The following is a 22,627-nucleotide window of genomic DNA, read 5'->3' as shown; positions in this document are numbered from 1 at the left end:
CGCGAGCTCGGCGCGGTGCGCACGGGTACCGCGTCGATTCAGCTGGTGGCCCCGATCACCGTGTCGAGCGTCGACACCTTCTCCTCGATCTCCGAGAGACCGATCTTCCCGCAACCCACCAGGATCAGACGTCGCAAGACGGCGAGCTCGTTGATGGCCGCGATTCCCGTGATGCTCTTGCAGTACTGGATGTCCAGGTTCTCGAGCCGCTGGAGAGTCGCCAGCTCGGATATGTCACCGAGGCTCGTGAGGTTCTTCAGACGCAAGGACTCCAGCTGCCCGAGCACTCCGATGCCCGTCAACCCTTTCAGTGTGCGCCCACCGTGGAGTCCCAGCCGCCGAAGACCCACCGGTTCGAGGAGCGCGAACACCCGCTCGTCGATGGGCACGTTGAGGAGATTCAACTCCTCCAGCGGCAACGCGAGTGCTCGCCGCACGTCGTCGAACGACCTCTGCGGGTAGATGGTGAGGCTCCGCAGCTCCGGGAAGCTGACGACGGAGAATCGGAGCGGTCCCTCCGCCATCAGCGCGTTCAGATTCGGCAGGCGCACGTCCGGCCACGTCACAGGCCGCCTCCCGGTGAGGATGGACAGCTCCCGCAGACCCTCGGGCAGGTCGCCCTCCCGCAACCGGGTCACGACATCGGACGACACATCACCCGGCCCGATGCTCAGCTTCCTCAGACCCGCCATCGCGGCGACGATCTCGGGCAGACGATCGATGCGCGCCCCGTGCGGCGACCACAGATGCGCGTCACGGACATGAGTCAGCTCGTCGACATCGGCCGGCTGGTCGTAGAACACCATGTCCACGTCGTCCCCCAGGAACGCGTCGCGGTGCGAACTGTGCAGCAGTACGGCTCTTCGGCTCATCGGCCGCGGCCTCGTGCGTCCGGAAGGACGCTCTCGGGCGGGCAATCCGTGCGCCAGCCGATCCCCTCACATGCCTCTCGAAGATCGCTCATGAACTTCTCCACATGCAACTCGCTGAACTCGTAATTGCTCAAGCTGCCACTGAGATAGGTGAGGAAGCCGCAACTGATCGCGGCCCTCTGCTCGTCGCCAGATGCATGCTTCAATATCTCTTCGTCGAAGTGCAGATCGATGTAGAGCACCCTCTCGCTCTTCACATACCTCCGCGTCGCCTTCCGCCGGTGCGGACCCGGGAAGCAGCGGAACACCACGAAGACCTCCACATCCACGTGCGCGTACTTCTCCTCCAGAAACGGGAAGACGGACTCGATCTCATTCGAGATCTCATAGACGTTCGTGCATCCGCTCGAATCAGACGACTTCCCGAGCCTCATCGCGATCTCACCTTCCGCGCATCCTCTGGGATACCCCGGTCAGAGCCCTGGCGACATGGCATGTCGTCTGCCCTCACGCATCACCGAGGAGTTCCCAACGGGAGACGTCGAGGCTGCCGCTCTGGAGATCGCCCATGGCCGCCAGCGCTTCATCTCGCGTCAGCGCGTACCGGCGGGGGAACTCGATCGCTTGACCGCCTACTGTCAAGTCGACGGTGTCGTCCTCGTCCTCATCCTCATCCTCATCGGCGACACTCAGGGCGTTCGCGATGCGCAGGCCGTCCTCGGCCGATGCCGTGACCATGAATCGGTCGGGGCCGCCCCCGATGGACACGTCCCACGGGCCGACATAGTGGCCGACGATCGTGCAGGCGTGCCCGTCTAGGTCTTCGATCCCCCAGGAACCGGCAGGGTCCATGACTTTCTCCATTCAGCGGGACGGTCCGCCGCGTGAGCGGCGACAGCGGTAACGGACTCGTGACGATCCCGACTGCGATCGGAGCGCCGCGCGCGGCAGACCGAACCCGATCCGGCAGGTCGTCTACGGAGCCACAGCATAGGTGAACATCGTTCAGGTGGCATAGACCCGCGACCCGCGACCCGGGACGAGAGGCTGCTCCCCGTGAGACACCGCTCCACATCGAGGTGACCGACCGCACAGGCATCGGCGCCTTCCTCGGCATCGTCGCCGTCCTCGACGTGGCGGAGGGCCTCACCGAGATCCGAGCTGATGTCGCCGCGACACAGACGATGCGAGTCGTGCGCGCTGGGGCGACCCTCGGCCCATGGCGGGAACTCGCGACGCTGGTCCCCGTCGCCCGCGTCGCGATCGGCTTCCCGTCCGTCGCCGGCGGGCGGGAGGGCCTAGGCGTGCTCCTGAGGCCTTCTGCCGGCTGCCCGTGCCGAATACCGGCCTTCTCCGCGTCCGTGACCGTGACCCACTCGACGGCGGACCGAACGGCGCCGCCGACGGCGACGCCGTGGAGGACTGCTGCATGAACCGACACGGCGATCTCGCGGCTGATCGGCTCACCGCAGGCGCGACCATGATCTCTCCGCATCATGAGACGGATCTCCGACGACACGATGACGGCGCCGTGACAGCGCAGATCGACGCGGCAGGATCTGCATTGCACGAGCAGCGACCCGGTGGCAGCATCGACGCAGCCGGGTTCCACGGACCGAGTGACCGCCTCGGTTCTCGAAGCGTCAGACCCGGCACGCTGGGCGCTCCATCCACCGACCAGATCATGAGGGGACGTCGATTGTCAGACATGCTCGACATCGCGCGACAGCGGGACTTCCGGCAGGTCGACGTGTTCGGCGCGACCGCAGGCACCGGCAATCCGGTGGCGGTCGTCCTCGACGCCGACGGTCTCGACGAGGCCACGATGCGCCGTTTCTCCGCGTGGACGAACCTCTCCGAGTGCACCTTCGTCCTCCCGCCTACATCGCCGGGTGCCGACTACCGGGTCCGGATCTTCAGCCTCGACCTGGAACTGCCCTTCGCCGGCCACCCCACCCTCGGCACCGTCCGCGCCTGGCTCGACGCTGGCAACACCCCGAACGTCCCGGGTCGTGTCACGCAGGAGTGCATGGCAGGTCTCGTCCCCATCCGGGTGGAAGACGACACCCTGGCCTTCGTCGCTCCTCCGCGCACGCGCTCCGGCTGCGTCGACCCTGATCTGCTCGCGGCCATCTCCAGGATCCTCGGCATCGGCCCCGGCGACGTCGTAGCTGCGGAATGGCTCGACAACGGTCCCGGGTGGGTGGGCGTCCTGCTCGCCGACGCCGACGCCGTGCTCGCCCTCCGCCCCGATGCTGCGACAGAACCCGGGAGGTGGGACATCGGGGTCCTCGGTCTTCGGGATCCCTCGAAGGGCTCCGCACTCGAGGTACGCGCGTTCTTCACCGACGGCAGCGAGCCACTCCGCGAAGACCCTGTGACGGGCAGCCTCAACGCCGCGGCCGCCGAATGGCTCATCGCCGCGGGTCGCATCGCAGCGCCGTACACGGCAGCGCAAGGCGGCGCCATGGGCCGGCACGGCCTCGTCCACATCGAACAGGACCAGGACGGCCTCTGGGTCGGAGGCCGTGCCGACGTCCTCATCGCGGGCACCGTCATCCTCTAGCTGATGTCCGCCGTGAGCTTGTAGACGCGATCGGGGTCAGCGGGGATCTGCTCGAGCACCGTGGCGCTCGGCGACGAGAGGCCGCTATGGCTGCCTACGTGATCTTCTCGATGACGTGGTTGGCGGCCAGCGGATGGACGCTGGTGACCGACTCGATCGCCGCTCGGAGCGCCTCGAGATCGCGACCGTAGTAGTAGAGGTACGTCCACGCTGGTCCCGCCCACGAAGAGTGCCTCTCGGCGTCCTCGGGAAGCGCTGCGTCGATCCGGTCGACCAAGTCCTGGGTCGAGTTCTGGTCGTAGACCTCGTCGGGCAGAGTCGTGCCGTCGAGAGCCAGCGACAGCCCGTGCCACGTGCCGAAGCGGATCGGCTCACCGTCACCCAGGCGCGCCCACGATCCCGTGGGGGCACCGAGGAACTCGAGGATGTCGATGACGCGTCGTGTCGTCTCCTCGGGGTCGCCGGAGAGTCGGACCTCGGAATCGCAGGACAGCGGCCCTCGTTCCGGATCGAATTCGGTACCGCCGCCGATCACCTCGCTGCCCGGGGCGTGCTTCGCGAGGAGTTGATCCAGGGGGTCTTCGAAGACGTCGCCGCGGTGCTGGGGTTGCAGCCGCGAGTTGAGGTGCACGTCGAGCACGACGGGAGCTTTCGTGCGGCGAGCGCTGAATGGGTTGAACATCGGGTCTTGTTGCCTCTTTCGAATTTGGGTTCAGAGCGCGCGTCGCAGCGCCTGAAGGAATGTCTGGACCTCATCGGCGATGTCATCATGACCGACGGCGACGATCACCATCCCCGTGATGGTGGCTCCGAGCAGCACGAGCGACGGCCACATGCGGAGGACGAGTGGTCGATGCGTGGCCGATCGTGACAGCCGTGATCGCGGGTGCATCCGCACTACCAGGCGGCCGTCCGCCAGGGTGAGTCCTCGCGCCTGATGAGGTCGTCCCGCGCGAGGGTGAAGCTCCGCAGCTCCTGGTCCACGGGGTTCTTCACGTCCTTCGCGCACCAGAACGCCCTCCCCGTCACGAAGGCGTCGCCGAACTCCTGCCACGACTGATGGTGCTCCCGGGAGATGGTGACGAAGTGGGTCAGCAGGCCGAAGGCCTCAGCGTCTGTGGTGAACCCGGCGTCGACGGCGAGCCGTGACAGCTGGACGGCGCGCGCGCAGTCCCAGGCGGCGATCGACGCAGGCAGCGGAACCGGCAGCTCGGCGCGCCCGCCGCTCACGGTCGAACGGAGCCACCCCCGGAAGAAGAGCGCGGCCTGTCCTCCGTCGAGCCCCTGGCGTTCCGCCTCGGCCACGCCCTCGGCCTGGATGGCATTCGCTGCCTTGGACCACGCTCGCTCGGCGATCGACCGGTCGACGAGCGGCGTGACGATCGGGTACAGGGATCGGTGCCCGGTCTCGCGGAGCCATCCCATCGTGTCGAGGTAGGAGTCGTGATCGACCACGCCCCACGCGCGTGCCAGGAGCTTCTGGGTGGTGGGCTGGTCGGCTTCCATCGTGAGGGCGTCGATCGGCAGCCCTCCCTCTCGGGCGTAGATGTGACCCATGGCGATGGCGCGCCGCTCGTCTCCATCCAGCTCACGAGAATTGTCAGAGGTGACGAATCCGGGGCCGTCGAGTAATTTCTTGAATGCGGAAAAAAGACCCATCATGCGCTTTCTCGGTCGTGGCAGATACGCGACCGGGTGGCCGCGTGGAGGCGAAGTTAGCAGAAGCAGAATTGCGGGGTCAACGCATGACGAAACGTGAAACCGGACCTGCGACGCTCATCGAGCCCTGGATCCCACGGGCCTCGAGCTACCGGATGATCGCCTCCATCGCTGGACGCGGACGGCCGGGAGGAGCAGGCGCCGCGACGCCGGCATCGCGGCCTCAGTAGCGGTACGCGCCGAGCAGCCGCAGGGGCGTGAGCCCGGGTGGCTCGGGCAAGTCGCGGGCGTCGAGGTCGTAGAGGAGGACCGCCGCGTCGTCATCGGGTCGTCGAGCGAGGTCGTTCGCCACGGCAGCGGCGAACGCGCCCTCTGGCAGGTCCATGGAGGTGGTGCCGTCCGCCCGTCGCAACCAGACCGTCGATGACCGATCCTGGTCGTACCAGCCCAGTCCCATGGCCTGCATGAAGACGCTCCCGGCAGGCCCTCGATGGGGGCGCTCGAGCGACACGTGCTCCCAGAGGCGCTCCTCGTCACCGAATCGACCCGTCCATATCGACACCATGCCCGGGGTCCGACGGGTGCCGTCCGCCGCGAGTCGCAGGTCGAGATCCGCCGTCCGGCGGACAGGGCCGGCCGTCGGGCTGAGGGCGACCGTCACGGTGAGGTCGGCCACCTCGTCTCCGCGGCCGGAGACGACGCGGACCGCGTACCACCCGTCAGGCACGTCGAGCGCGAACAAGGACCTCTCGGGGTCCCACGCGAGGAGGGATGCCAGCTTCATCATGACGACGCGGTTCCCCACGACCTCCAGCGGTCCCGCAGGAGCGACGACCTCCTCCGCGCCCGGATCGAACCGGAAGCCGATCCGGCAGTGACCGGACTCATCCACGGTCACGGGGATGATGACGCCGCGATCGGTCGCGTCGTCGCCCGTGACGTCGGCGGCGAGACGGCCCCAGAGATCGTCGCCCACGGCGGGGGCGAGCTCGCGCTCCACCACCGCAGGCGACATCAGGGCGAACCCGCCGAGCTCGCTGAAATGCACGCCCATGTCCCGGAGACCCGTCATGGTCGAGCCCGCCGACGCCGATCCCCGGTGCAGTTCCCTGGCGACCACTCGTCGCTTCCCATCGAGCCCCTCCTCGTTCGAATCCGATCACCGCACCGCGCGGGACCCCGCAGCGCCCCGCGCGAGCGGCGCGGAGACCAGGATGCCCGCTGAAGGCGGCCCCGACACCGGATCGGTCGTCGTGTCCCGACAGCAGGCCACGGACCCACGTGGACCAGAGGGTGACCTGGCGCCTCGGACGAGCGACGGGATGGATCGACGACACGCGACATGCGCGCCAAGATGACTCACACGGTCTCCCGCCCTCCGATACCCCCGTAGCATCCGTGGCGCGAGAAGCGTTCACCGCGCAGGGAGGTCCGACGACCTCGGACCAGGAGGAGGTCGCCATAGATGAGACGCGGAGATCTACGGGCGAGATGGACACCCGAACAGGCGCTGGCCGTGAACAAGGCGATCCTCCACGCGTCTCGGACGTTCGGGTCCATGCCCGACTCACCGTTCGGATTCACCGACGGCGGCAAAGTCGACTTCCGCGGACTGGACGTCCGTAGATCGATCAGGTACCTGACGGTCCGGGACACGGACATGTCCTATTCCACCTTCACGGAAGGGGCGTCCTTGAGCCAGTCCGAGTTCTCGGGCTGCGTATTCGACGGGATCGACCTGCGCGGCACCATCGTGACGCGGCGATTCGAGGCCACCAGTTTCGTGGGTGCCAAGCTGAACGGCATCCGCCCGGGGGCGGAATACATCGACTGTGACTTCACGGGCGCCGCGATGGACAGGGCCGTGGCGATGGGCACGACGTTCGTGCGCTGCGACTTCTCCCGAACCAGGATGACCGGGGCGATCTACAACCACTGCACGTTCGACGGCTGCCGGTTCGACGGCGCGAGGCTGGACTTCGCGTCCTTCGCGGGAAGCCAGGTCCTCGGGGAGGTCGATGCCGCTGTGTTCGAGGGGTGCCTGGTGGACGGGATGAGGATCAACGGCGAACCGGTCACGGGCGTCGAATTCGACGTCGATGGATATCTGCGGCGCGACAGGGGATGAGCGTCCGCCGATGATCGTGTCGACGCCGAGGAGGAAGCCGTCGGCTCGGCGATGGTCGAGCGGCACGGCCACGACTTCGGCGCGGATCCGCGCCGCCCGCGGTCGGCGCGGTCGGCGCGGTCGGCGCGCTCGCCAGCTTCCATGATCTGATGCCCCCGCTCCGTCAGAAGCGCCGGCTCGTCCGGGCAGCAGCAGGAGATGGCGCTGGGCTCGACATCGAGACCGGCCGCCGCTCCGCCCAGGGGAGACCGAAGTCGTCCTGCCCGAGGACCGACACAGCCGCGCGCTCTGCTATCTTCCTGAACACTGTTCACTGAACACCGTTTAGGAGGAGTCTTGACTCTCGCTGTCGCCTCACGCCCCACGCGGTACCTGGCCGACGTCATCCGCCGATCCCGGGCCACGGATGCCGTCCTCGTCGCGCTGGGAACCGCTTTCATCGTCGCCTCGGCCACGATCACCATCCCCCTCCCCTTCACGCCGGTGCCGATCACGATGTCGACCTTCGCGGTGATGGCGACCGGAGCCGTGCTGGGATCCTCACGGGGAGCGCTGAGCGCCGTGCTCTACCTGGCGCTCGGCGCGGCAGGGGCCCCGGTGTTCTCCTCCGGCCAGTCGGGGATCGCGATCCCGACCTTCGGCTACATCGTCGGATTCGTCGCCGCGGCCCTCATCGTCGGACAGCTCGCCCGTCGCCGGGCGGATCGGAAGGTGGGGACGACGCTGCTCCTCGGCGGACTCGGCACGATCGTCATCTACGCCTTCGGCGTGCCGTGGCTCGCCGCGTCCCTGCACGTCGACCTCGGGCGCGCGCTCGTGCTCGGGGTCGTCCCGTTCCTGATCGGCGACACCGTGAAGGTGCTGGCCTTGAGCGCCCTCCTCCCGTCCGCCTGGAGGGCCGTCCGGAAGGTGCGCCCGGACTCCGCCGGCGACGAGGCATGAGCGGGTTCCACGACCTCGCGGACATCTCCCTCGCCGGCGGCCGGATCGACGACAGCGACGCCCTCCGGGTGCTGGACGCACCCGACTCCGAGGTGCTGGACCTCGTCGCCGCCGTCTCCGCCGTCAGGCGACGGCACTTCGGCGACCGGGTGAAGTTGAACTACCTGGTGAACCTGAAGTCGGGCATGTGCCCCGAGGACTGCGGCTACTGCTCGCAAGCCCTCGGATCCACGGCGCCCATCCTGAGGTACTCCTGGCTCACGACGGAGGAGGCGGTCGAGAACGCCGAGCTCGGCATCGCGGGCGGGGCGGCCCGTGTCTGCCTGGTCGCCAGCGGACGCGGACCGTCGCGCCGCGACATCGACCGGGTGGCGGACATCGCCTCCCACGTGAAGGCCCGGCAGCCGAGCGTCGAGGTCTGCGCGTGCCTCGGGCTCCTCCGCGACGGCCAGGCCGAGCGCCTCGCCGCCGCCGGCGTGGATGCGTACAACCACAACATCAACACCGCGGAGTCCTTCCACGACGAGATCGTGCGGACGCACTCCTACGCCGATCGAGTCGACACCATCACCGCGGTGCAGCGCGCGGGAGTCTCCCCCTGCAGCGGACTGATCGTCGGACTCGGCGAGTCCGACCGCCAGATCGTCGAAGCCCTCGTCGCGCTCCGGGAACTGGGAGCCGAGTCCGTCCCCATCAACTTCCTCGTGCCGTTCGACGGCACCCCGATGGCAGGCAGGTGGACGCTGACCCCGCTGCGGTGCCTCAGGATCGTGGCGCTGGCTCGACTGATCTGCCCGGAGGCGGAGATCCGGCTCGCCGGAGGCCGCGAGCTCCACCTGGGCACGCTCCAGGGCCTCGCGCTCCACGTCGCGAACTCGATGTTCCTGGGCGACTACCTCACCGCGGAAGGGCAGACGGCCGCGGCGGACCACGCCCTCATCCGCGAGAACGGGTTCGTCATCGAGGGAGCCGGTGACAGGGGCGAGATCGTCGGGGCCCCTCGACCGCCGCGCCCCCGGCGACGGGGCGCAGGCACGTCCCTCGACGCCAATGCCTGACCTCCGCCGGACATCGTGCGAGCCCCCGCAGGGTGTTGACACGCCCCCGGCGCCCGGCCATCCTGTTATCGCTCGATAACAGGTGAGCGAGGGACAGGTGCACCATGTCGGAGCGGAGCGTCCCTGCCCGCAACGACGAACTGCTCGCCGCCTCGATGCGCGCCTTCGCGGCGCGGGGCTACTTCGGCACCACCACCGCGCAGGTCGCCGAGCAGATGGGCGTCTCCCAGCCGTACGTCATCCAGGCCTACGGCTCGAAGCGACTGCTCTTCATCCGGACACACGCACATGCGGGAGAGATGATCATCGACACGTTCCGGACCGCGCCCGCCCGGGGGTTCGATCCCCAGCGCCTCGGGGCCGCCTACCGGGAGCTCGTGCTCTCGATGCCGGAAGCCGTTCTGGTCCATGCCCACGGGTTCTCCGCCGCCACAGCCGAACCCGAGATCGGACGCGAGTCGCGCCGGCTGTTCGGAGAGGTCTACCGCACGCTCCGCGACAGGGGCGGCTCCGATGAGGAGGTGGCGACCTTCATGGGCCGCGGCATGCTCATCAACAACCTGATGCTCATGGAAGCCGCCCGCTACGCAGACGAGCATGCGTTCGGCGGGCTCGTCGCGACCATCCTCCGCACTCCCCCTCGACACCCCTCCTCGCCCGACCCCACCGTTCCTCGCCAGGAGTGAGATGACCACGCACATCCCGTTCACCGACAAAGTGACCGACCTGTCCAACCAGGACGGATGCCAATTCGAGTTCCGTTGCGAGCGCTGCGGCAACGGCTTCCGATCCGCGTTCCGCCGCGACCCGCGTGCGACGGGGCAGAAGCTCGCCCGTGGCTTGAGCGGACTCATCGGCGGCCCCATCGCCCAGGTCGGGTACATGGCCGACCGGCTCCTCGACCGCGGGACGAACTCCCCCGCCAAGGACCAGGCCCTGCAGACGGCGACCGCCGAGATCGCGCCCCGCTTCCACCAGTGCCGAGGATGCGGCGACTGGGTCTGCGGCGACGGCTGCTGGAACACCGATGTCGGGCAGTGCGCCCGTTGCTCGCCCGTGATCGTGGAACAGCTGGCTCAGCTCCAGGCCGAGGCCCGCCGCACCCAGATGCAGCAGCGACTCGAGACGGTCGATCTCGTCGGGACCATGTCGCTCGCGCAGCAGGCGCATGCGGCGTGTCCGTCATGCGGTGCGCAGGCACGTGGCGGGAAGTTCTGCACCGAGTGCGGCGGCTCGCTCGCGATGGCCCGTCCCTGCGGTTCCTGTGGCGCGGACCTGGCGAAGAGCGCTCGATTCTGCGCGGAGTGCGGAACGGCGGCCGTGTCGTGAGCGGGTCGGCCGGGCGACCCCGGCCGACGACCTGTCCCGGGGCGCAGACCCGACCAGCCTCGGCACGCGGCCGCCCCGATGCGGACTCGCCGCATCGCACCTGACGCAGCCGACGCCGGACGACAGCCCGTCCGCGGCACCACGTCGCCGGATGCACCCGGATCCCCTACCCCCCTACCCACGCCTGCGCCGATTCTCACGAGGACCCACCGGCCAGGAACCACGAAGAGAACGATTGGAGTCACGCGAATGACCGATGCACCCCCCACTCCCCCGCAGGATGACCGCAACACCACAGGTCACCACCCGACGCCCCCTCCGGGCGCGTCCGAGAATCGCGGTGCGGCAGGAACACCCGGCTCGGGAGACCCGTACAGCAGCAGCCATCCGACACCGCCGCTGCGCCCCGATGAGGAGAAGCTCTGGGCGACCCTGATCCACATCGGCGGTGTCCTCTTCGGCTTCCTGATCCCCCTCATCGGGTATCTCGTCCTGCGCGACCGGGGCCCGTTCATCAAGGAGCACACGCGACACGCACTGAACTTCCACCTGACGATGCTCATCGCCTACGTCGCCGGATTGGTCCTGTCGGTGATCGGCATCGGGCTGCTGCTCGTGTTCGCGATCTGGGTCGTCACGATCATCTTCGCGATCATGGCCGCCGTCGCGGCGAACCAGGGCCGCCCGTACAAGTACCCGCTCTCGATCGAGCTCATCAAGAACTAGGTGTCGCTGGTGGCTGTCGGGTCCGTCCTGTCCTCCGATCCGGCAGCCACCACCGTCGTCCAGCGCATGACGCTCGGGACGCTCCTGCTCGAGCGAGTGAGGGGACACGAGCGAAGCTCGTCGACAGTCGAAGCCTCAGCGCGGTACGAGCCGATTTTCCAGTGATGGAGTCCATTCGTGAAACGGTCTGAGATGACTGCACTGCGTCGCAGATGGACATCCACCATGATCGACGATCTGCGGCATCAGCTTGCAGTCCAGGGACGTCGGCCCGTGAGGGACGCCCACGAGCTCGTCTCTCCGTGGCCGGATGCACCGGCGAGCCTGACCGATCTGCGGGGGATCGAGGTCGGCGCCGAAGGCCTGGCCATCGACCACCTCACCATCACGCGCGTGGTCCTCAGCTTCTCTCGCGGTAAGACCAGTTGCTTCCAGTCGGAGATCCATGACAGTCGGTTCGACGCCGTCGAGCTCGCCGGTCAGCCGCGCTTCACTCGCCGGTTCAAGCGCAGCAGCTTCCGCGGCGCCGACCTGACTCGCGTCGCGGTGGGTCCTCACGTCATCGACTGCGACTTCACCGATGCCCGAGCCCCGCGACTCGAGTCCGCTCCCGACACCGCTTCCGAGCGGTGCCGATTCGACGGTGCGGATCTCCGAGGAGCGGTCTTCCGGCATGCCACCTTCATCGACTGCTCGTTCGTGGGGGTGAAGTTCTCGGAGGCGACCGTCTTCGACCGCTGCTCTCCACAGCGGACAGCGCTCGATTCCGGAGATGCACGGCTCACCCGCGTGATGCGAGACGGCGTCTCGCTTCCCGATCAGTGGCCCGGCGAGGCTGAGTGGAATGCGACGGAGGAGAGGTACCTCGACCGGTACCGCCGCGCATTCCTCGCCGGAGATGCCGAGACGATGTCGCTTGATCCGTACGATCGGGATCTGGAGTAGAGGTGGCGAGGCGGAGACCGATGATCGCGCCGGCCGTGGAGCAGGGCGTCGGAGAGGAGACGCGCTTGGAATCCACTCGCCCCCCGGGGACCTCGGCGGTCGAGTGGGACGATGGCGCGGTGTCCTCCCCGCCGTGGCGGAATCCGATGGTCCGCGGCCTGGTGTTCGGGACCCGGGTCGTCGCTCGAGGTGGGAGTCGGCGCGTGACACGCCACACGGGGCTCACGGCATGGTGCTGAAGGTCGGGCCGATCCGCTCCGCGAGCGAGGCCCGGATGGCGCGCGGTGCCGATGTCATCAGCGTGCGACTGTCCGACGAGGGGCACCCTGACGCGGCGCGTGCGATCACGACGACGACCTACGCGGAGATCAGAGCGTCGACGGATGCGGAGATCTCGATGGAGGTCGACCCGCTGTCCATCGACCGCGATCTGGTCGATCGTCTCGCGCCGGACTACCTCGAATGGGCTCCCACCGACCCGGAGAAGACCGACCTGCTGGCGCGCGAACTCGCCTCGCTGGCGCCACTCGGAGTGCCGTGGATCTGCACCGGCATGTGGGTGGCGCGAGACGACCTCTGGCTGCTCGACCACGAAGCCCACCTGAGTCGGCTCGTCCAGGCAGGGGCACGATTCATCCAGATCGAGATGGACTCGCTGATCGCACCCGTTCACCGCATCGACCCGGGCGATGCGGAACGCATCGAGGATCTTGTCGCGCGCTTCCCCGTCCTCGTCACCGATGGGTTCACGACGTCTCTGCCCATCTCGCCCGCGGGGGCAGCCGGCGTCTACCTCGAACTCGGTGAGGGCGGGGCGCGACCGATGACGTTCGCGTTCTCGACCGCCGTCCGGCTGATGCGGACTCGTCGATGACGATCCTGTGCAGGAGTCCACGTGTTCGATGAAGCTGCGCTGCGGGAGATCGCCGCCACCGCCTCCGTGATCCGCCACGGGCCCCCCGTGGATCCCGCATGGACAGCCGACGCGGAGGAGGCGCTCGGCTTCCCGCTTCCCGAGTCCTGCAGGTGGTGGTCGGCGGAGTACGGGGACATCTCCATAGCCGGCCAGGACATGCTGACGCTCGCGCCGCCGGAGTTCCGTGACGATGCCGACCAGGATCTCGTCTACGTGAGGAAGCTCGACGTGAGCAGCGGCGCCAGACCGCTGGATCGGTTGTGCTTCTTCGTGCCCAGCCTCGAGGAGTCGTTCGCCTTCGACCTGGCCCGCTACGACCAGGGCGAGCATCCGGTGATCCGAGAGGACGCGCTGGGCGGCGGTGATCACGCCTACGCCCGGTCGTTCGCCGAGTTCATGGAGAGGCAGAGGGCGGAATGCGAGGGGTAGGACGGACACGCATGGTCTCCCTCGCGGCTCGCGTGCGGCACGCCCCGGCGGCCGCGGACGGGCGGGGGCCGATCAGGCGGCAGTCGCGTCCGGATCCGGCAGCACCTGGCAGTGCGGGCACAGGTGCGAGCCGCGGTTCATGAAGGCCTCGCGCACGATGGGCGTGCCGCAGCGCGGGCACGGCTTGCCCTGCTGCCCGTAGGCGTTGAGCGAGTGCGAGAAGTAGCCGGACGCGCCGTTGACGTTCACGTACTGGGCGTCGAAGCTCGTGCCGCCCTCGGCCAGCGCCCGCGCGAGCACCGTCCGCACCTCGGCGAGCAGCCGTAGCGCGCGTCCGCGACCGAGCTGGTCGGTGGGGTGCGCGTAGTGGATCCGGGCGGCCCAGAGCGCCTCGTCCGCGTAGATGTTGCCGATGCCGCTCACGAGCGTCTGGTCGAGCAGCGCGCGCTTGACGCCCGTGCGGCGGCGCGCGAGCCGGTCGAGCAGCCGCTCGTCGTCGAACGCCGGGTCGAGCGGATCCCGCGCGATGTGGGCGACCTGGGTGGGAACGAACGCGCCGTCGGATCCGCGACCGCCCGCGTGCCCGTCGGGCGTCGCGACGAGGCGGTCGACGGCCATCGACCCGAAGATCCGCTGGTCGACGAACGCGACCACGAGCTCGCCGTGCACGGGGTGCTCGATGCCCAGGCGGATCCGCAGCAGCCCGTCCGGGTCGGAGCCGGGCTCGCGGAGGAGGACCTGCCCGCTCATGCCGAGGTGCGTGACGAGCGCACGGGGACCTGTGCCGTCGCGACCGACGTCGGGCTCGAGCGGCAGCCACAGGAACTTGCCGCGGCGGACGGCGGACGAGATGACGCGGCCAACGAGCAGGTCGGCGAAGACGCCCTCCAGCGGATCGTGCCGCTTGAGCGAGCGAGGGTCGAGGATCTCGACGCCGGTGATGCGGGCGCGTGTCACGGCCGGCTCCAGGCCGGCTCGGACGACCTCGACCTCGGGGAGCTCGGGCACCGCGGGTCAGGCCGTGGTGCGCGCCTCGAGGCGGGTCCACGCCTCGAGCGCGGCCGTCATCTCGGCCTGCTTCTTGCTGGATCCCTCGCCCGTGGTCCGCACGGCGGAGCCCACGGTCACGACGGCGTGGAAGCGCTTGCTGTGGTCGGGACCGCTGTCGCTCACGTCGTAGACGGGCGCGGGGAGGCCCTGGCGCGCGGCGCTCTCCTGGAGCGCGGTCTTCGGGTCCATGGCGGCGCCGAAGCGCGCGGGGTCCTCGAGGAGCGGCGCGATGAGGCGCAGCACCAGACCGGTCGCAGCCTCTCCCCCGGCGTCGAGGTAGCAGGCGCCGATGATGGCCTCGACCGTGTCCGCGAGGATCGACGACTTGGCCCGGCCGCCCGTGAGCTCCTCGCCGCGGCCGAGCAGCAGGTGCTCGCCGAGCCCGATGCGCGTGGCGACCTCCGCGAGGGCGACGCTCGAGACGAGGCTGGCGCGCCGCTTGGCGAGCTCGCCCTCGTCGAGGTCGGGGTTCTCGAGGTAGAGCATGACCGTGACGGCCTGCCCGAGGATGGAGTCGCCGAGGAACTCGAGGCGCTCGTTGTGCGGGATGCCGCCGTGCTCGTACGCGTACGAGCGGTGGGTGAGCGCGAGCTCGAGGAGCTCGGGGCTCACGTCCACGGCGAGGAGGCGCCGGAGCGCGTCGCGGTCGCCGTGGACGTGGGATCCCGGGGTGTCGGTCATGTCCGACGTACCGTGCGGGCGGCGACTAGACGTCGGCGACCTTGCGGCCCTTGTACTCCATGTACAGGGGCGTGCCGGCGGCGTCCTCGACCACGCGCGCGCGGTGGGGCATGGAGTAGACGACCTTGCCGTTCTCGATGGTCTTGACGAGCGTGGGAGCCTCGGCCTTCCACTGCGAGCGACGCGCACGCGTGTTGGATCGGGACATCTTTCTCTTGGGAACAGCCATGGCTAACTCTCATCTCTCTGCGTTTCGGTGTCGGCGTCTTCACGCGCCGCACCGCTGTCTTCGGAAGCTCGGAAGCCGGACAGGGCCGCCCAGCGCTGATCGATCACGGGCTCCGGGTCGGAGTCCGCCAGGACCAGGCTGATGCCGGGACCCAGATCGAGATCGAGGTCCTCGCCCGGCACTTCGGGCTGGAACGGCAGTGAAAGGACCACCGCATCCCGGATGACCGGCTCCAGGTCCACGTGCTCGTCCTGGACCTGGTAGTCGAAAGCTTCATCAAGACCATACGCGAACATCTCCGCGAAATCGACCTGGACACGCTCCTGCATGTCGGCGAGGGTGCGCGCCGACTGCCCGTCGGCCACCGTGTCGACGTCGCCGGTCACCAGGATGCCGTCGTGGAGGGACTCCAGCCGGACGGCGACCTGCATCTCGCGGCCCGCGGGGACGGCGATGAGGCCCTCCCCCATGCGCTCCGGGAGGGTGATGGTCAGCTCGAGCTCGCGCATCTCGCCGGGGCGGTGCACGATGTCGTGGACGTTGACCGTGAATGGGGTCTTCTGGAACCGGGACACCCGTACATGGTACGGGTCGTCAGCCATCCCGCCGGACGGCGAGGGCCTCGGCGACGGCCGCGGGCACGTACGGCGTCACGTCGCCGCCGAGCGCCTCGACCTGCCGCACGAGCGAGCTCGAGACGTGGGCGTGCGCGGGATCCGGCAGCAGCAGCACGGTCTCCACGTCGGCCAGGTCGCGGTTCACGAGCGCCATGGGCGTCTCGTACGTCACGTCGAGCTGCGAGCGCACGCCCTTCACGAGCACGGTCGCGCCGACCTGCCGGCAGTAGTCGACGAGGAGGCCGGCGCCCCAGGAGTCGACGCGCACGGTCGCGGGGAGGCCGGCGTCGCGGATCACCCGTTCGATCAGCGCCACGCGCTCCTCGAGCGGGAGCATGGGCGTCTTGCCGGGATTGTGCACGACCAGCACGACGAGCTCGTCGTAGAGGCGGGCCGCCCGGCGGATCACGTCGAGGTGGCCGAGCGTGACGGGGTCGAACGATCCGGGGACGACGGCGATCCGCTGCATCCCGCCAGCCTAGGGCCGGGGCGGGATCAGTTCTTGTCGAGGAAGGCGCGCTCCTCGTCGTCGAGCCGGCGGGCCAGCGCGCGGGCGAGCGCGGGGTGGCCCTCGAGCGCGGGCGACGCCTCCAGCACGTCGTGGGCGTGCTCGCGCGCGGACTCGATGAGGTCGCCGTCCTGCGCGACCCGGAGCAGCCGGAGCGACGATCGGCCGCCCGACTGGTTCGTGCCGAGCACGTTGCCCTCGCGGCGGAGCTCGAGGTCGACGCGGGCGAGCTCGAAGCCGTCGAGGGTCGCGGCGACCGCGTCCACCCGCTCGCGGGCGATGGTCTCGGGCTCGGCGTGCGTGACCATGAGGCAGAGCCCGGGCACGCCGCCGCGACCGACCCGGCCGCGCAGCTGGTGCAGCTGCGAGACGCCGAAGCGGTCGGCGTCGAGGATCACCATGGTCGAGGCGTTGGGCACGTCGACGCCGACCTCGATGACGGTGGTGGCCACGATGAGGTCGATGTCGCCCGCGGAGAACGCACGCATGACGCGGTCCTTCTCCTCCCCCGACATGCGGCCGTGCAGCACGGCGCGGCGGACGGATCCGAGGCGCGGGTGGGCGGCGAGCAGCGCGTCGATCTCGGTGACCGTGGCGAGCGACGGGCGGGCGGGCGCGTCGTCGGCGCCCTCGGCCGCGTCCTCGTCCTCGGCGTCCGGATCCTGCGGGTCGATGGCCGGGCAGACCACGAACGCCTGCCGGCCCTTGTCGATCTCCTCGGCCGTGCGCGTCCACACCCGCTCGATCCAGCCCGGGTGCTCGTGCAGCGGGACGACGAAGGACTCGATGGGCTGGCGTCCGCTCGGCAGCTCCGCGATGGTCGACACGTCCAGGTCGCCGAACACCGTCATGGCGACCGTGCGCGGGATGGGCGTGGCCGTGAGCACGAGGACGTGCGGCGGCGTGCCGCCCTTCCGTCGGAGCGCCTCGCGCTGGTCCACCCCGAAGCGGTGCTGCTCGTCGACCACGACGAGGCCGAGGTCGAGGAACTCGACGCGGTCGCCGAGGAGCGCGTGCGTGCCGACGACGATGCGCGCCTGTCCGCTCACGATGCGCAGCAGCGCGCGCTTGCGCTCCGCGGTGGAGAGCTGGCCGGTGAGGAGGGTGGGCATGAGCTCCGCCGCGAGGTCCGGGCCGAGCGACGCCGTGAGCGAGCGGAGGTGCTGGCTGGCGAGCACCTCGGTGGGCGCGAGCAGCGCGGACTGGCCGCCGGTGTCGGCGACCGCGAGCATCGCCCGGAGCGCCACGAGGGTCTTGCCGGAGCCGACCTCGCCCTGCACGAGGCGGTTCATGGGCCAGGTGCGCGCCATGTCGACGGCGATCTCCTGGCCGACGAGCCGCTGGTCGCCCGTGAGCTCGAAGGGAAGCTGCGCGTCGAGGCGGTCGAGGTGGCCGCCCGGGGTCGGGATCCGCGGGGTGGCGGGCAGGGCGCGCGCCGCCTGCCGCCGCTGCAGCAGCGCGGTCTGCAGCACGAAGGCCTCCTGGAACCGGAGGGCGTCGCGGCCGCGCTTCCAGTCGACGTCCTTCTCCGGCCGGTGCACGCCCTCGAGCGCCGCGCGGTACGGGAGGAGTCCGCGCTCGGCGCGGACGTCGGCGGGGACGGGGTCCTCGAGGTCGTCGACCGCGTCGAGCGCGAGCGCCACGGACTTCGCGACCTGCCAGCTCGCCATCGACGCGGTGGCTGGGTAGATCGGGATGGGCATCTCGGCCCAGCGGCGCGCGGCCGCGTCGGGCTCGCCGCCGGAGAGCTCCGGTCCCTCGTGCGCGTCGAAGAGCTCGTAGTCGGGATGGGCGAGCTGGAGGGCGCCGCGGTAGTCGCTGACCTTGCCCGCGAAGATGCCGCGGACGCCGGGCACCAGGTCCTTGGCGCGCCACGCCTGGTTGAAGAAGGTGAGGGTGAGGAAGCCGCGGCCGTCGGTGATCCGCACCTCGAGGATGCTGCCGCGACGCGCGCGCATGGGGCGCTCGCGCACCTCCCGGACCTCGGCGACGATGGTGGCCTGCTGGTCCACCGGCAGCTCGGCGAGGGCGGTGAGCTCACCGCGGCGGGCGTAGCGGCGCGGCAGGTGCTCGAGGAGGTCGGCGACCGTGCGCAGGCCGAAGGCCTTCTGCAGGACGCCGGCGGTGCGGCCGCCCACGACGCCCGCGAGCGCGGCGTCGGATCCGGTCATCCCCCGAGTGTACGAGGCGCGTCCGACGCCCGGGATCCGGGACCGCGCCGGTCGTCGTCCTCCCCGCGCGGACGGCGGCGGACGAGCGAGCGGGGGGCGACGAGCGCGAGCAGCCGGTCGATCCGGCCCGCGCGGGCGCCGAGGGCCGCCCCGATCGCGACGAGCGCGTCGGCCTGGGCGGCGCCCGTCGCCGCGTCGACCGGGGCGTCGGTCCGGGCGAACCGCTCCCGCTCGCGCGCGCCGACGAGCAGCGCGACCGGATCCCGGAGGGCGGGGTCGTCGCCCGCGAGACGACGGCCGAGCTCGCGCGGCGACTCGGTGTCGGGCACGCGGATGCCGAGGTCGACGGCCCGGTCCTCCGCCTCGCGCCAGGCGGTGCCGGCCGGCGCGTCGCCGGCGGCCAGGGCGCGGAGGCGGCGCGCGCGTCGGGCGCGGCGGAGGAGCGCGGGCGCGGCGAGGAGCGCGAGCACGAGGAGGACGAGGGCCGCGACGCCGATGCCGGCCCACGGGATCCGCGCGGCGCCGGCGCCGCTCGTGCCGGGCGCGGCCGACGACGTGGGGGCGGGGGCCGTGGTGGGCGTGGCGGCGGCCGTGGGCGTCGGCGCGGCGGAGGGGGTGGGCGCGGCGCTCGGTGCGGCGGAGGGCTGCGCGTACGGCGCGGCCTGCCCGCGGCCCGGGGTCGGCTCGAAGGGGATCCACCCGATGCCCGCGAAGTACAGCTCCGGCCAGGAGTGCAGGTCGTGCGAGCCGACGCGGTAGGTGATGAGGTCGCCGTCGCGTCCGACCTGGTTCCCCGGGAGGTAGCCCACCGCCACGCGCGACGGGATGCCCGCCTCGCGCGCCATGATCGCCATGGCCGAGGCGAAGTGCACGCAGTACCCGGCGCGCACCCGCAGGAACTCGCCGACGACGTCGACGCCGCTGCCGTCGTAGCCCTGCTGGACGGGCGCGTCCTCGGAGTAGCGGAACTGGCCCCCCGTGAAGAACCGCTGGAGGGCGAGGGCCTGGTCGTAGGGGTCGTCGATGCCGGCGAGGACGTCGGCCGTCGTGGAGCCGACGACGGCCGGCGTCCCGTCGGGGATCTGCAGGAACGGCGCGAGGTCGCCCGCGGTCGCGGCGGGAACGGCCTCCAGCTGCTCGCGCGACGGCCGGGGCAGCTCGGAGCGCACGGTGTAATTCTGGTCGCGGCTGTCGGAGTCGGAGGAGCGGATCTCGAGGCCCTGCTCCGACCAGCGCCACGTGCCCTCGAGCCCGGCGACGCTGCGCGGAGCGTACGGCGCCGGCAGCCAGGCGCTCGAGGAGCCCTCGACCTGCACGCGCGCCTCGACGTCCTCGACCGGCACGTCGCGGCCCGCGCCGAGGTCGGGCCCGATCGCGTCGACCGTGTTCTCCTCCGGCGGCCGGAGGGGCGACGGCGCCCACTCCTCGCCCTCGAAGCGGGACAGCGTCGTGACCTTGAAGTAGAGGGGCGTGGTCGAGGCCGTGGAGTAGCGGAGCGCGTCGACGTCGACGGGGCGGCGCAGGTCGTCGCCGAGGTCGAGGATCGGGTTGACGACGCGGGATCCGCCGGCGCCCGCTCCGGACGCCGTGGGGAACGTGGCGCTCGTGAGGCCGGGGACGATCGCGGGGGCGACCAGCGCGAAGACCACGGCGCCGGCCGCGAGCCCGCCCGCGGGGAGGAGGGTCGCGCGCGCGGCGACCGGGCTCCCGCCGCCGGATCCGCGTCCGCCCGACCGGACGGCCGCTGCGCCCGCGCCGTCCCGTGCCCGGTCGCGCGCGTCCGCCGCGAGCACCGCGAACCACGCGAGCGCCGTGACCGCGAAGGACGCGATCGAGAACTCGCCGACGAGGACCGCCCCGGGCACGGACACGAGCACGAGCAGCGGCAGGCCCGTGACCGCCGGCATGCGGAGGGCCGAGGCGAGCACGTCGAGCAGCACGGCCAGCGCGCCTACCGACGCGACGGCGACGAACACGATGGAGGCGAGCGGCGGCACGGGCGCGGAGCGGCGGTAGATCTCCTCCCCCGCCTGCTCCCCCACGGCGACGAGCGTGCGCACCGTCTCGGGCGTCGGCAGCACGCCGAGGATCGCCGTGCGGCCCGCGAAGACGAGCGTGATGAGGAGCACGAGCACGACGAGGCCGCCCGCCGACGCGAGGAGGCGCGGGACGCCCGCGGCGCGGAGCAGCGCCGCGGAGCCGAGCACCGCGGCCACGACGACCACGCAGAGCAGGAACCAGGGTCCGGTCTCGATGAGCAGGTGGAGGCTCGCCGCCGCGGCCAGGAGCGCGACCGCGAGCGCGACGGTGAGGGGCCAGCGGGCGGCGGCGGCGCCGCGCGGCCGGGACGCCCGGTCGTCGCGCCCGGGCCCGACGGGTCCGGCGGGCCCGCGACCGCCGCGCCGCTCGCCCGGCAGGGGCCGCGGCTCGACGGTCCAGCGCTCGCGGCCGCCGAGGCCCACGGAGTCGAGGTCGGTCATCGGGCCATCTCCTCGGAGCGCGCGGCGTGCCAGGCGTCGGCCGGCCGGGTGCCCTCGTCGAGGACGACCGTGGTCCACCCGGACTCGTGCAGGATCCGGACGGCCTCGCGGTCGTCCCGTCCGTCGACGCGGCCGGGGTGGGCGAGGAAGGCGACGGCCGGCCGGCAGGCGGATCCGAGCCCGGCGAGGCGGCGGGCCTCGACCTCGTCCAGGCGGCCGAGGACGGCGTGCAGGGGCACGGCGCGGCGGCTGCGGCGGAGGTCGGACAGGAGCTCCTGCACGGCGTCGCGCTCGGGGTCGGGATCCCTCGGGAGCACCTCGGCGAGGTGGAGCAGCAGGTCGGCCTCGCTGGCGGGGTCGGCCGCGCGTCCGGGCGCGGGGGCGTCGGGCGCGCCCGCGGTCTCGACGAGCTGCACCGCGTATCCGCCCCGCTCGAGGTGCACGCAGATGCTCGCGGCGAAGGCGACGGCCCGCTCGAACGCGTGGTCGCCCTCGCCGTCGTCGTCCGCGTGGCGCGGGAAGGCGGCCGCGCGGGTGTCGAGGAGCACGAGGGAGCGCGGGCTCGACCGCTGCTCCTCCTGGCGCACCATGAGCTCGCCGTGGCGGGCGGTGGCGCGCCAGTGCACGCGGCGGAGCGGGTCGCCCGCGCGGTACTCGCGCGTGCCGAGGTCGTCCTCGCCGCCGTCCGCCCGGCGCTGCACGCGCTCGGACTCGCCCTCCGACGCGACCTGGCCGGCGGGCTCCGCCTCGAGGTCGGCGAGGCGCGGGGTCACGACGAGGCGCGACGTGCCGCCGGCGACGTGGCGCAGCAGCATCAGGCGGAACGGGTCGTTCTCCTCGACCGCGAGCGGCCCGACCTCGTGCACGCCGCGGCGCTCGGGTGTGAGGTCGTAGCGGAGGACGGGGCGCACGGCCGCGCGGCGGGATCCGCGCGGCAGCCCGCGGAGGGTCGGCAGCGCCGCGGGCGGCGTCGTCCCCTCGACGCCGGGCACGACGTCGAGCACCTGCGCCGGCGGCGTCGGGAAGGGGCCCGTGCCCGCCACGGAGACGGTGACGGTGGTCGCGGTGCCCGACTCGACGACGTCCGAGGAGAACGAGCGCTCGACGTGCAGCCGGATGCGCGCGACGACCAGCCAGGCGGCCGCGAGCAGCGGCAGCGCGAGGACCGCGACGCCGATGAAGACGAACTCGCGCCGCCCCGCGATGAACGCGCCCGCGAACGCGGCGACGCCCGCGGCGAGCAGGGCGATGCCGCGGAGGGTCGGATGCGGGACGGCGTCGATGCCGATCCGGCGCATCAGGCGCGCGAGGGGCCGCACGG

26 protein-coding genes are annotated in these 22,627 nt (G+C 71.1%); 11 read left to right on the top strand and 15 right to left on the bottom strand.

Annotated elements, in window-relative coordinates; genetic code table 11:
* Positions 1–38 precede the first annotated feature (38 nt).
* From FGG90_RS02780 to FGG90_RS02770, 3 genes are all read right to left on the bottom strand, one after another.
* Entirely contained in the window at positions 39–872 is an 834-nt protein-coding gene (locus FGG90_RS02780) for a hypothetical protein (protein WP_094130671.1), read from the bottom strand.
* Positions 869–1,306: a hypothetical protein gene (locus tag FGG90_RS02775; protein WP_094130672.1), complete on the bottom strand. Its 438-nt coding sequence runs from the start codon at positions 1,304–1,306 to the stop codon at positions 869–871. Before FGG90_RS02775 ends, FGG90_RS02780 begins: the two co-directional genes overlap by 4 nt.
* Before the next feature lie 73 nt (positions 1,307–1,379).
* Positions 1,380–1,736, bottom strand: a complete 357-nt coding sequence (locus FGG90_RS02770) for a hypothetical protein (RefSeq protein WP_237583500.1) — start codon at positions 1,734–1,736, stop codon at positions 1,380–1,382.
* 215 nt (positions 1,737–1,951) lie between these two features.
* On the opposite strand from FGG90_RS02770, the gene FGG90_RS02765 reads away from it, so the two are divergent.
* Both FGG90_RS02765 and FGG90_RS02760 read left to right on the top strand, forming a co-directional pair.
* Complete coding sequence (locus tag FGG90_RS02765; protein ID WP_094130674.1) at positions 1,952–2,305, top strand: hypothetical protein; 354 nt, start codon at positions 1,952–1,954, stop codon at positions 2,303–2,305.
* Positions 2,302–3,438 carry a PhzF family phenazine biosynthesis protein gene (locus FGG90_RS02760; protein WP_307858624.1) on the top strand — a complete coding sequence of 379 codons (1,137 nt, stop codon included), beginning with the start codon at positions 2,302–2,304 and terminating at the stop codon, positions 3,436–3,438. The genes FGG90_RS02765 and FGG90_RS02760 overlap by 4 nt, the downstream gene beginning before the upstream one ends.
* Before the next feature lie 94 nt (positions 3,439–3,532).
* Here FGG90_RS02760 and FGG90_RS02755 read toward each other — a convergent pair whose 3' ends face one another.
* From FGG90_RS02755 to FGG90_RS02745, 4 genes are all read right to left on the bottom strand, one after another.
* Complete coding sequence (locus FGG90_RS02755; RefSeq protein ID WP_094130676.1) at positions 3,533–4,078, bottom strand: hypothetical protein; 546 nt, start codon at positions 4,076–4,078, stop codon at positions 3,533–3,535.
* Between the two features lie 72 nt (positions 4,079–4,150).
* Positions 4,151–4,273 (bottom strand): hypothetical protein, encoded by a 123-nt coding sequence (locus tag FGG90_RS16115; RefSeq protein WP_272930231.1) that lies wholly within the window; start codon positions 4,271–4,273, stop codon positions 4,151–4,153.
* A gap of 62 nt (positions 4,274–4,335) precedes the next feature.
* Positions 4,336–5,100, bottom strand: a complete 765-nt coding sequence (locus FGG90_RS02750; protein WP_094130677.1) for a DUF1266 domain-containing protein — start codon at positions 5,098–5,100, stop codon at positions 4,336–4,338.
* Between the two features lie 220 nt (positions 5,101–5,320).
* On the bottom strand, positions 5,321–6,169 hold the full coding sequence (locus tag FGG90_RS02745; protein ID WP_133065166.1) for a hypothetical protein: 849 nt from the start codon (positions 6,167–6,169) through the stop codon (positions 5,321–5,323).
* 444 nt (positions 6,170–6,613) lie between these two features.
* Between FGG90_RS02745 and FGG90_RS02740 the strand changes: the two genes are divergently transcribed.
* The 9 genes from FGG90_RS02740 to FGG90_RS02700 all read left to right on the top strand — a co-directional run bounded on the left by FGG90_RS02740 (position 6,614) and on the right by FGG90_RS02700 (position 13,570).
* On the top strand, positions 6,614–7,225 hold the full coding sequence (locus tag FGG90_RS02740; protein WP_165771411.1) for a pentapeptide repeat-containing protein: 612 nt from the start codon (positions 6,614–6,616) through the stop codon (positions 7,223–7,225).
* A gap of 336 nt (positions 7,226–7,561) precedes the next feature.
* Entirely contained in the window at positions 7,562–8,167 is a 606-nt protein-coding gene (locus FGG90_RS02735; RefSeq protein ID WP_094130680.1) for a biotin transporter BioY, read from the top strand.
* Complete coding sequence (bioB, locus tag FGG90_RS02730) at positions 8,164–9,225, top strand: biotin synthase BioB (RefSeq protein WP_094130682.1); 1,062 nt, start codon at positions 8,164–8,166, stop codon at positions 9,223–9,225. Before FGG90_RS02735 ends, bioB begins: the two co-directional genes overlap by 4 nt.
* Before the next feature lie 104 nt (positions 9,226–9,329).
* Positions 9,330–9,911, top strand: a complete 582-nt coding sequence (locus FGG90_RS02725) for a TetR/AcrR family transcriptional regulator (protein ID WP_094130684.1) — start codon at positions 9,330–9,332, stop codon at positions 9,909–9,911.
* Between the two features lies 1 nt (position 9,912).
* Positions 9,913–10,554, top strand: a complete 642-nt coding sequence (locus tag FGG90_RS02720; RefSeq protein ID WP_094130686.1) for a zinc ribbon domain-containing protein — start codon at positions 9,913–9,915, stop codon at positions 10,552–10,554.
* A 249-nt stretch (positions 10,555–10,803) separates the two neighbouring features.
* Positions 10,804–11,280 carry a DUF4870 domain-containing protein gene (locus FGG90_RS02715; RefSeq protein ID WP_094130688.1) on the top strand — a complete coding sequence of 159 codons (477 nt, stop codon included), beginning with the start codon at positions 10,804–10,806 and terminating at the stop codon, positions 11,278–11,280.
* Positions 11,281–11,505: 225 nt separating this feature from the next.
* Positions 11,506–12,225: a pentapeptide repeat-containing protein gene (locus FGG90_RS02710; protein ID WP_210433070.1), complete on the top strand. Its 720-nt coding sequence runs from the start codon at positions 11,506–11,508 to the stop codon at positions 12,223–12,225.
* Positions 12,226–12,454: 229 nt separating this feature from the next.
* Complete coding sequence (locus tag FGG90_RS02705; RefSeq protein WP_094130692.1) at positions 12,455–13,099, top strand: hypothetical protein; 645 nt, start codon at positions 12,455–12,457, stop codon at positions 13,097–13,099.
* A gap of 21 nt (positions 13,100–13,120) precedes the next feature.
* Positions 13,121–13,570: an SMI1/KNR4 family protein gene (locus FGG90_RS02700; protein WP_094130694.1), complete on the top strand. Its 450-nt coding sequence runs from the start codon at positions 13,121–13,123 to the stop codon at positions 13,568–13,570.
* Between the two features lie 72 nt (positions 13,571–13,642).
* Here the strand turns inward: FGG90_RS02700 and mutM are convergent, their stop codons facing one another.
* The 8 genes from mutM to FGG90_RS02660 are packed head-to-tail and all read right to left on the bottom strand — an operon-like array spanning position 13,643 to position 22,625.
* The gene (gene mutM, locus FGG90_RS02695) at positions 13,643–14,578 is read right to left on the bottom strand and encodes a bifunctional DNA-formamidopyrimidine glycosylase/DNA-(apurinic or apyrimidinic site) lyase (protein ID WP_094130695.1); all 936 of its coding nucleotides are present in this window, start codon (positions 14,576–14,578) and stop codon (positions 13,643–13,645) included.
* Between the two features lie 6 nt (positions 14,579–14,584).
* Positions 14,585–15,301, bottom strand: coding sequence for a ribonuclease III (rnc, locus tag FGG90_RS02690; protein WP_094130697.1), 717 nt, complete (start codon positions 15,299–15,301; stop codon positions 14,585–14,587).
* Between the two features lie 25 nt (positions 15,302–15,326).
* A complete protein-coding gene (gene rpmF, locus FGG90_RS02685; protein WP_012038043.1) occupies positions 15,327–15,530 on the bottom strand; it encodes a 50S ribosomal protein L32 in 204 nt (67 codons plus the stop codon).
* Between the two features lie 2 nt (positions 15,531–15,532).
* Entirely contained in the window at positions 15,533–16,105 is a 573-nt protein-coding gene (locus tag FGG90_RS02680) for a YceD family protein (protein ID WP_094131515.1), read from the bottom strand.
* A gap of 19 nt (positions 16,106–16,124) precedes the next feature.
* Positions 16,125–16,616, bottom strand: coding sequence for a pantetheine-phosphate adenylyltransferase (gene coaD, locus FGG90_RS02675; protein ID WP_094130699.1), 492 nt, complete (start codon positions 16,614–16,616; stop codon positions 16,125–16,127).
* A gap of 26 nt (positions 16,617–16,642) precedes the next feature.
* Positions 16,643–18,826, bottom strand: coding sequence for an ATP-dependent DNA helicase RecG (locus FGG90_RS02670; RefSeq protein ID WP_094130701.1), 2,184 nt, complete (start codon positions 18,824–18,826; stop codon positions 16,643–16,645).
* On the bottom strand, positions 18,823–21,306 hold the full coding sequence (locus FGG90_RS02665) for a transglutaminase TgpA family protein (protein ID WP_094130703.1): 2,484 nt from the start codon (positions 21,304–21,306) through the stop codon (positions 18,823–18,825). Before FGG90_RS02665 ends, FGG90_RS02670 begins: the two co-directional genes overlap by 4 nt.
* Positions 21,303–22,625 (bottom strand): DUF58 domain-containing protein, encoded by a 1,323-nt coding sequence (locus FGG90_RS02660; RefSeq protein WP_237583499.1) that lies wholly within the window; start codon positions 22,623–22,625, stop codon positions 21,303–21,305. Before FGG90_RS02660 ends, FGG90_RS02665 begins: the two co-directional genes overlap by 4 nt.
* Positions 22,626–22,627 lie beyond the last annotated feature (2 nt).

Source organism: Clavibacter michiganensis subsp. tessellarius (assembly GCF_021922985.1).
GTDB lineage: Bacteria > Actinomycetota > Actinomycetes > Actinomycetales > Microbacteriaceae > Clavibacter > Clavibacter tessellarius.
The sequence above is the reverse complement of the archived record's forward strand: the minus strand, read 5'-3'. Positions and strand labels throughout refer to the sequence as shown.

Coding starts and splice junctions, on each gene's coding strand:
- FGG90_RS02760 (WP_307858624.1), top strand. CDS start 2,302: ATGAACCGACACGGCGATCTCGCGGCTGATCGGCTCACCGCAGGCGCG.
- rpmF (WP_012038043.1), bottom strand. CDS start 15,530: ATGGCTGTTCCCAAGAGAAAGATGTCCCGATCCAACACGCGTGCGCGT.
- bioB (WP_094130682.1), top strand. CDS start 8,164: ATGAGCGGGTTCCACGACCTCGCGGACATCTCCCTCGCCGGCGGCCGG.
- FGG90_RS02775 (WP_094130672.1), bottom strand. CDS start 1,306: ATGAGGCTCGGGAAGTCGTCTGATTCGAGCGGATGCACGAACGTCTAT.
- FGG90_RS02770 (WP_237583500.1), bottom strand. CDS start 1,736: ATGGAGAAAGTCATGGACCCTGCCGGTTCCTGGGGGATCGAAGACCTA.
- FGG90_RS02780 (WP_094130671.1), bottom strand. CDS start 872: ATGAGCCGAAGAGCCGTACTGCTGCACAGTTCGCACCGCGACGCGTTC.
- FGG90_RS02665 (WP_094130703.1), bottom strand. CDS start 21,306: ATGACCGACCTCGACTCCGTGGGCCTCGGCGGCCGCGAGCGCTGGACC.
- FGG90_RS02720 (WP_094130686.1), top strand. CDS start 9,913: ATGACCACGCACATCCCGTTCACCGACAAAGTGACCGACCTGTCCAAC.
- FGG90_RS16115 (WP_272930231.1), bottom strand. CDS start 4,273: ATGTGGCCGTCGCTCGTGCTGCTCGGAGCCACCATCACGGGGATGGTG.
- FGG90_RS02750 (WP_094130677.1), bottom strand. CDS start 5,100: ATGATGGGTCTTTTTTCCGCATTCAAGAAATTACTCGACGGCCCCGGA.
- coaD (WP_094130699.1), bottom strand. CDS start 16,616: ATGCAGCGGATCGCCGTCGTCCCCGGATCGTTCGACCCCGTCACGCTC.
- FGG90_RS02725 (WP_094130684.1), top strand. CDS start 9,330: ATGTCGGAGCGGAGCGTCCCTGCCCGCAACGACGAACTGCTCGCCGCC.
- FGG90_RS02705 (WP_094130692.1), top strand. CDS start 12,455: ATGGTGCTGAAGGTCGGGCCGATCCGCTCCGCGAGCGAGGCCCGGATG.
- FGG90_RS02670 (WP_094130701.1), bottom strand. CDS start 18,826: ATGACCGGATCCGACGCCGCGCTCGCGGGCGTCGTGGGCGGCCGCACC.
- rnc (WP_094130697.1), bottom strand. CDS start 15,301: ATGACCGACACCCCGGGATCCCACGTCCACGGCGACCGCGACGCGCTC.
- FGG90_RS02745 (WP_133065166.1), bottom strand. CDS start 6,169: ATGACGGGTCTCCGGGACATGGGCGTGCATTTCAGCGAGCTCGGCGGG.
- FGG90_RS02715 (WP_094130688.1), top strand. CDS start 10,804: ATGACCGATGCACCCCCCACTCCCCCGCAGGATGACCGCAACACCACA.
- FGG90_RS02710 (WP_210433070.1), top strand. CDS start 11,506: ATGATCGACGATCTGCGGCATCAGCTTGCAGTCCAGGGACGTCGGCCC.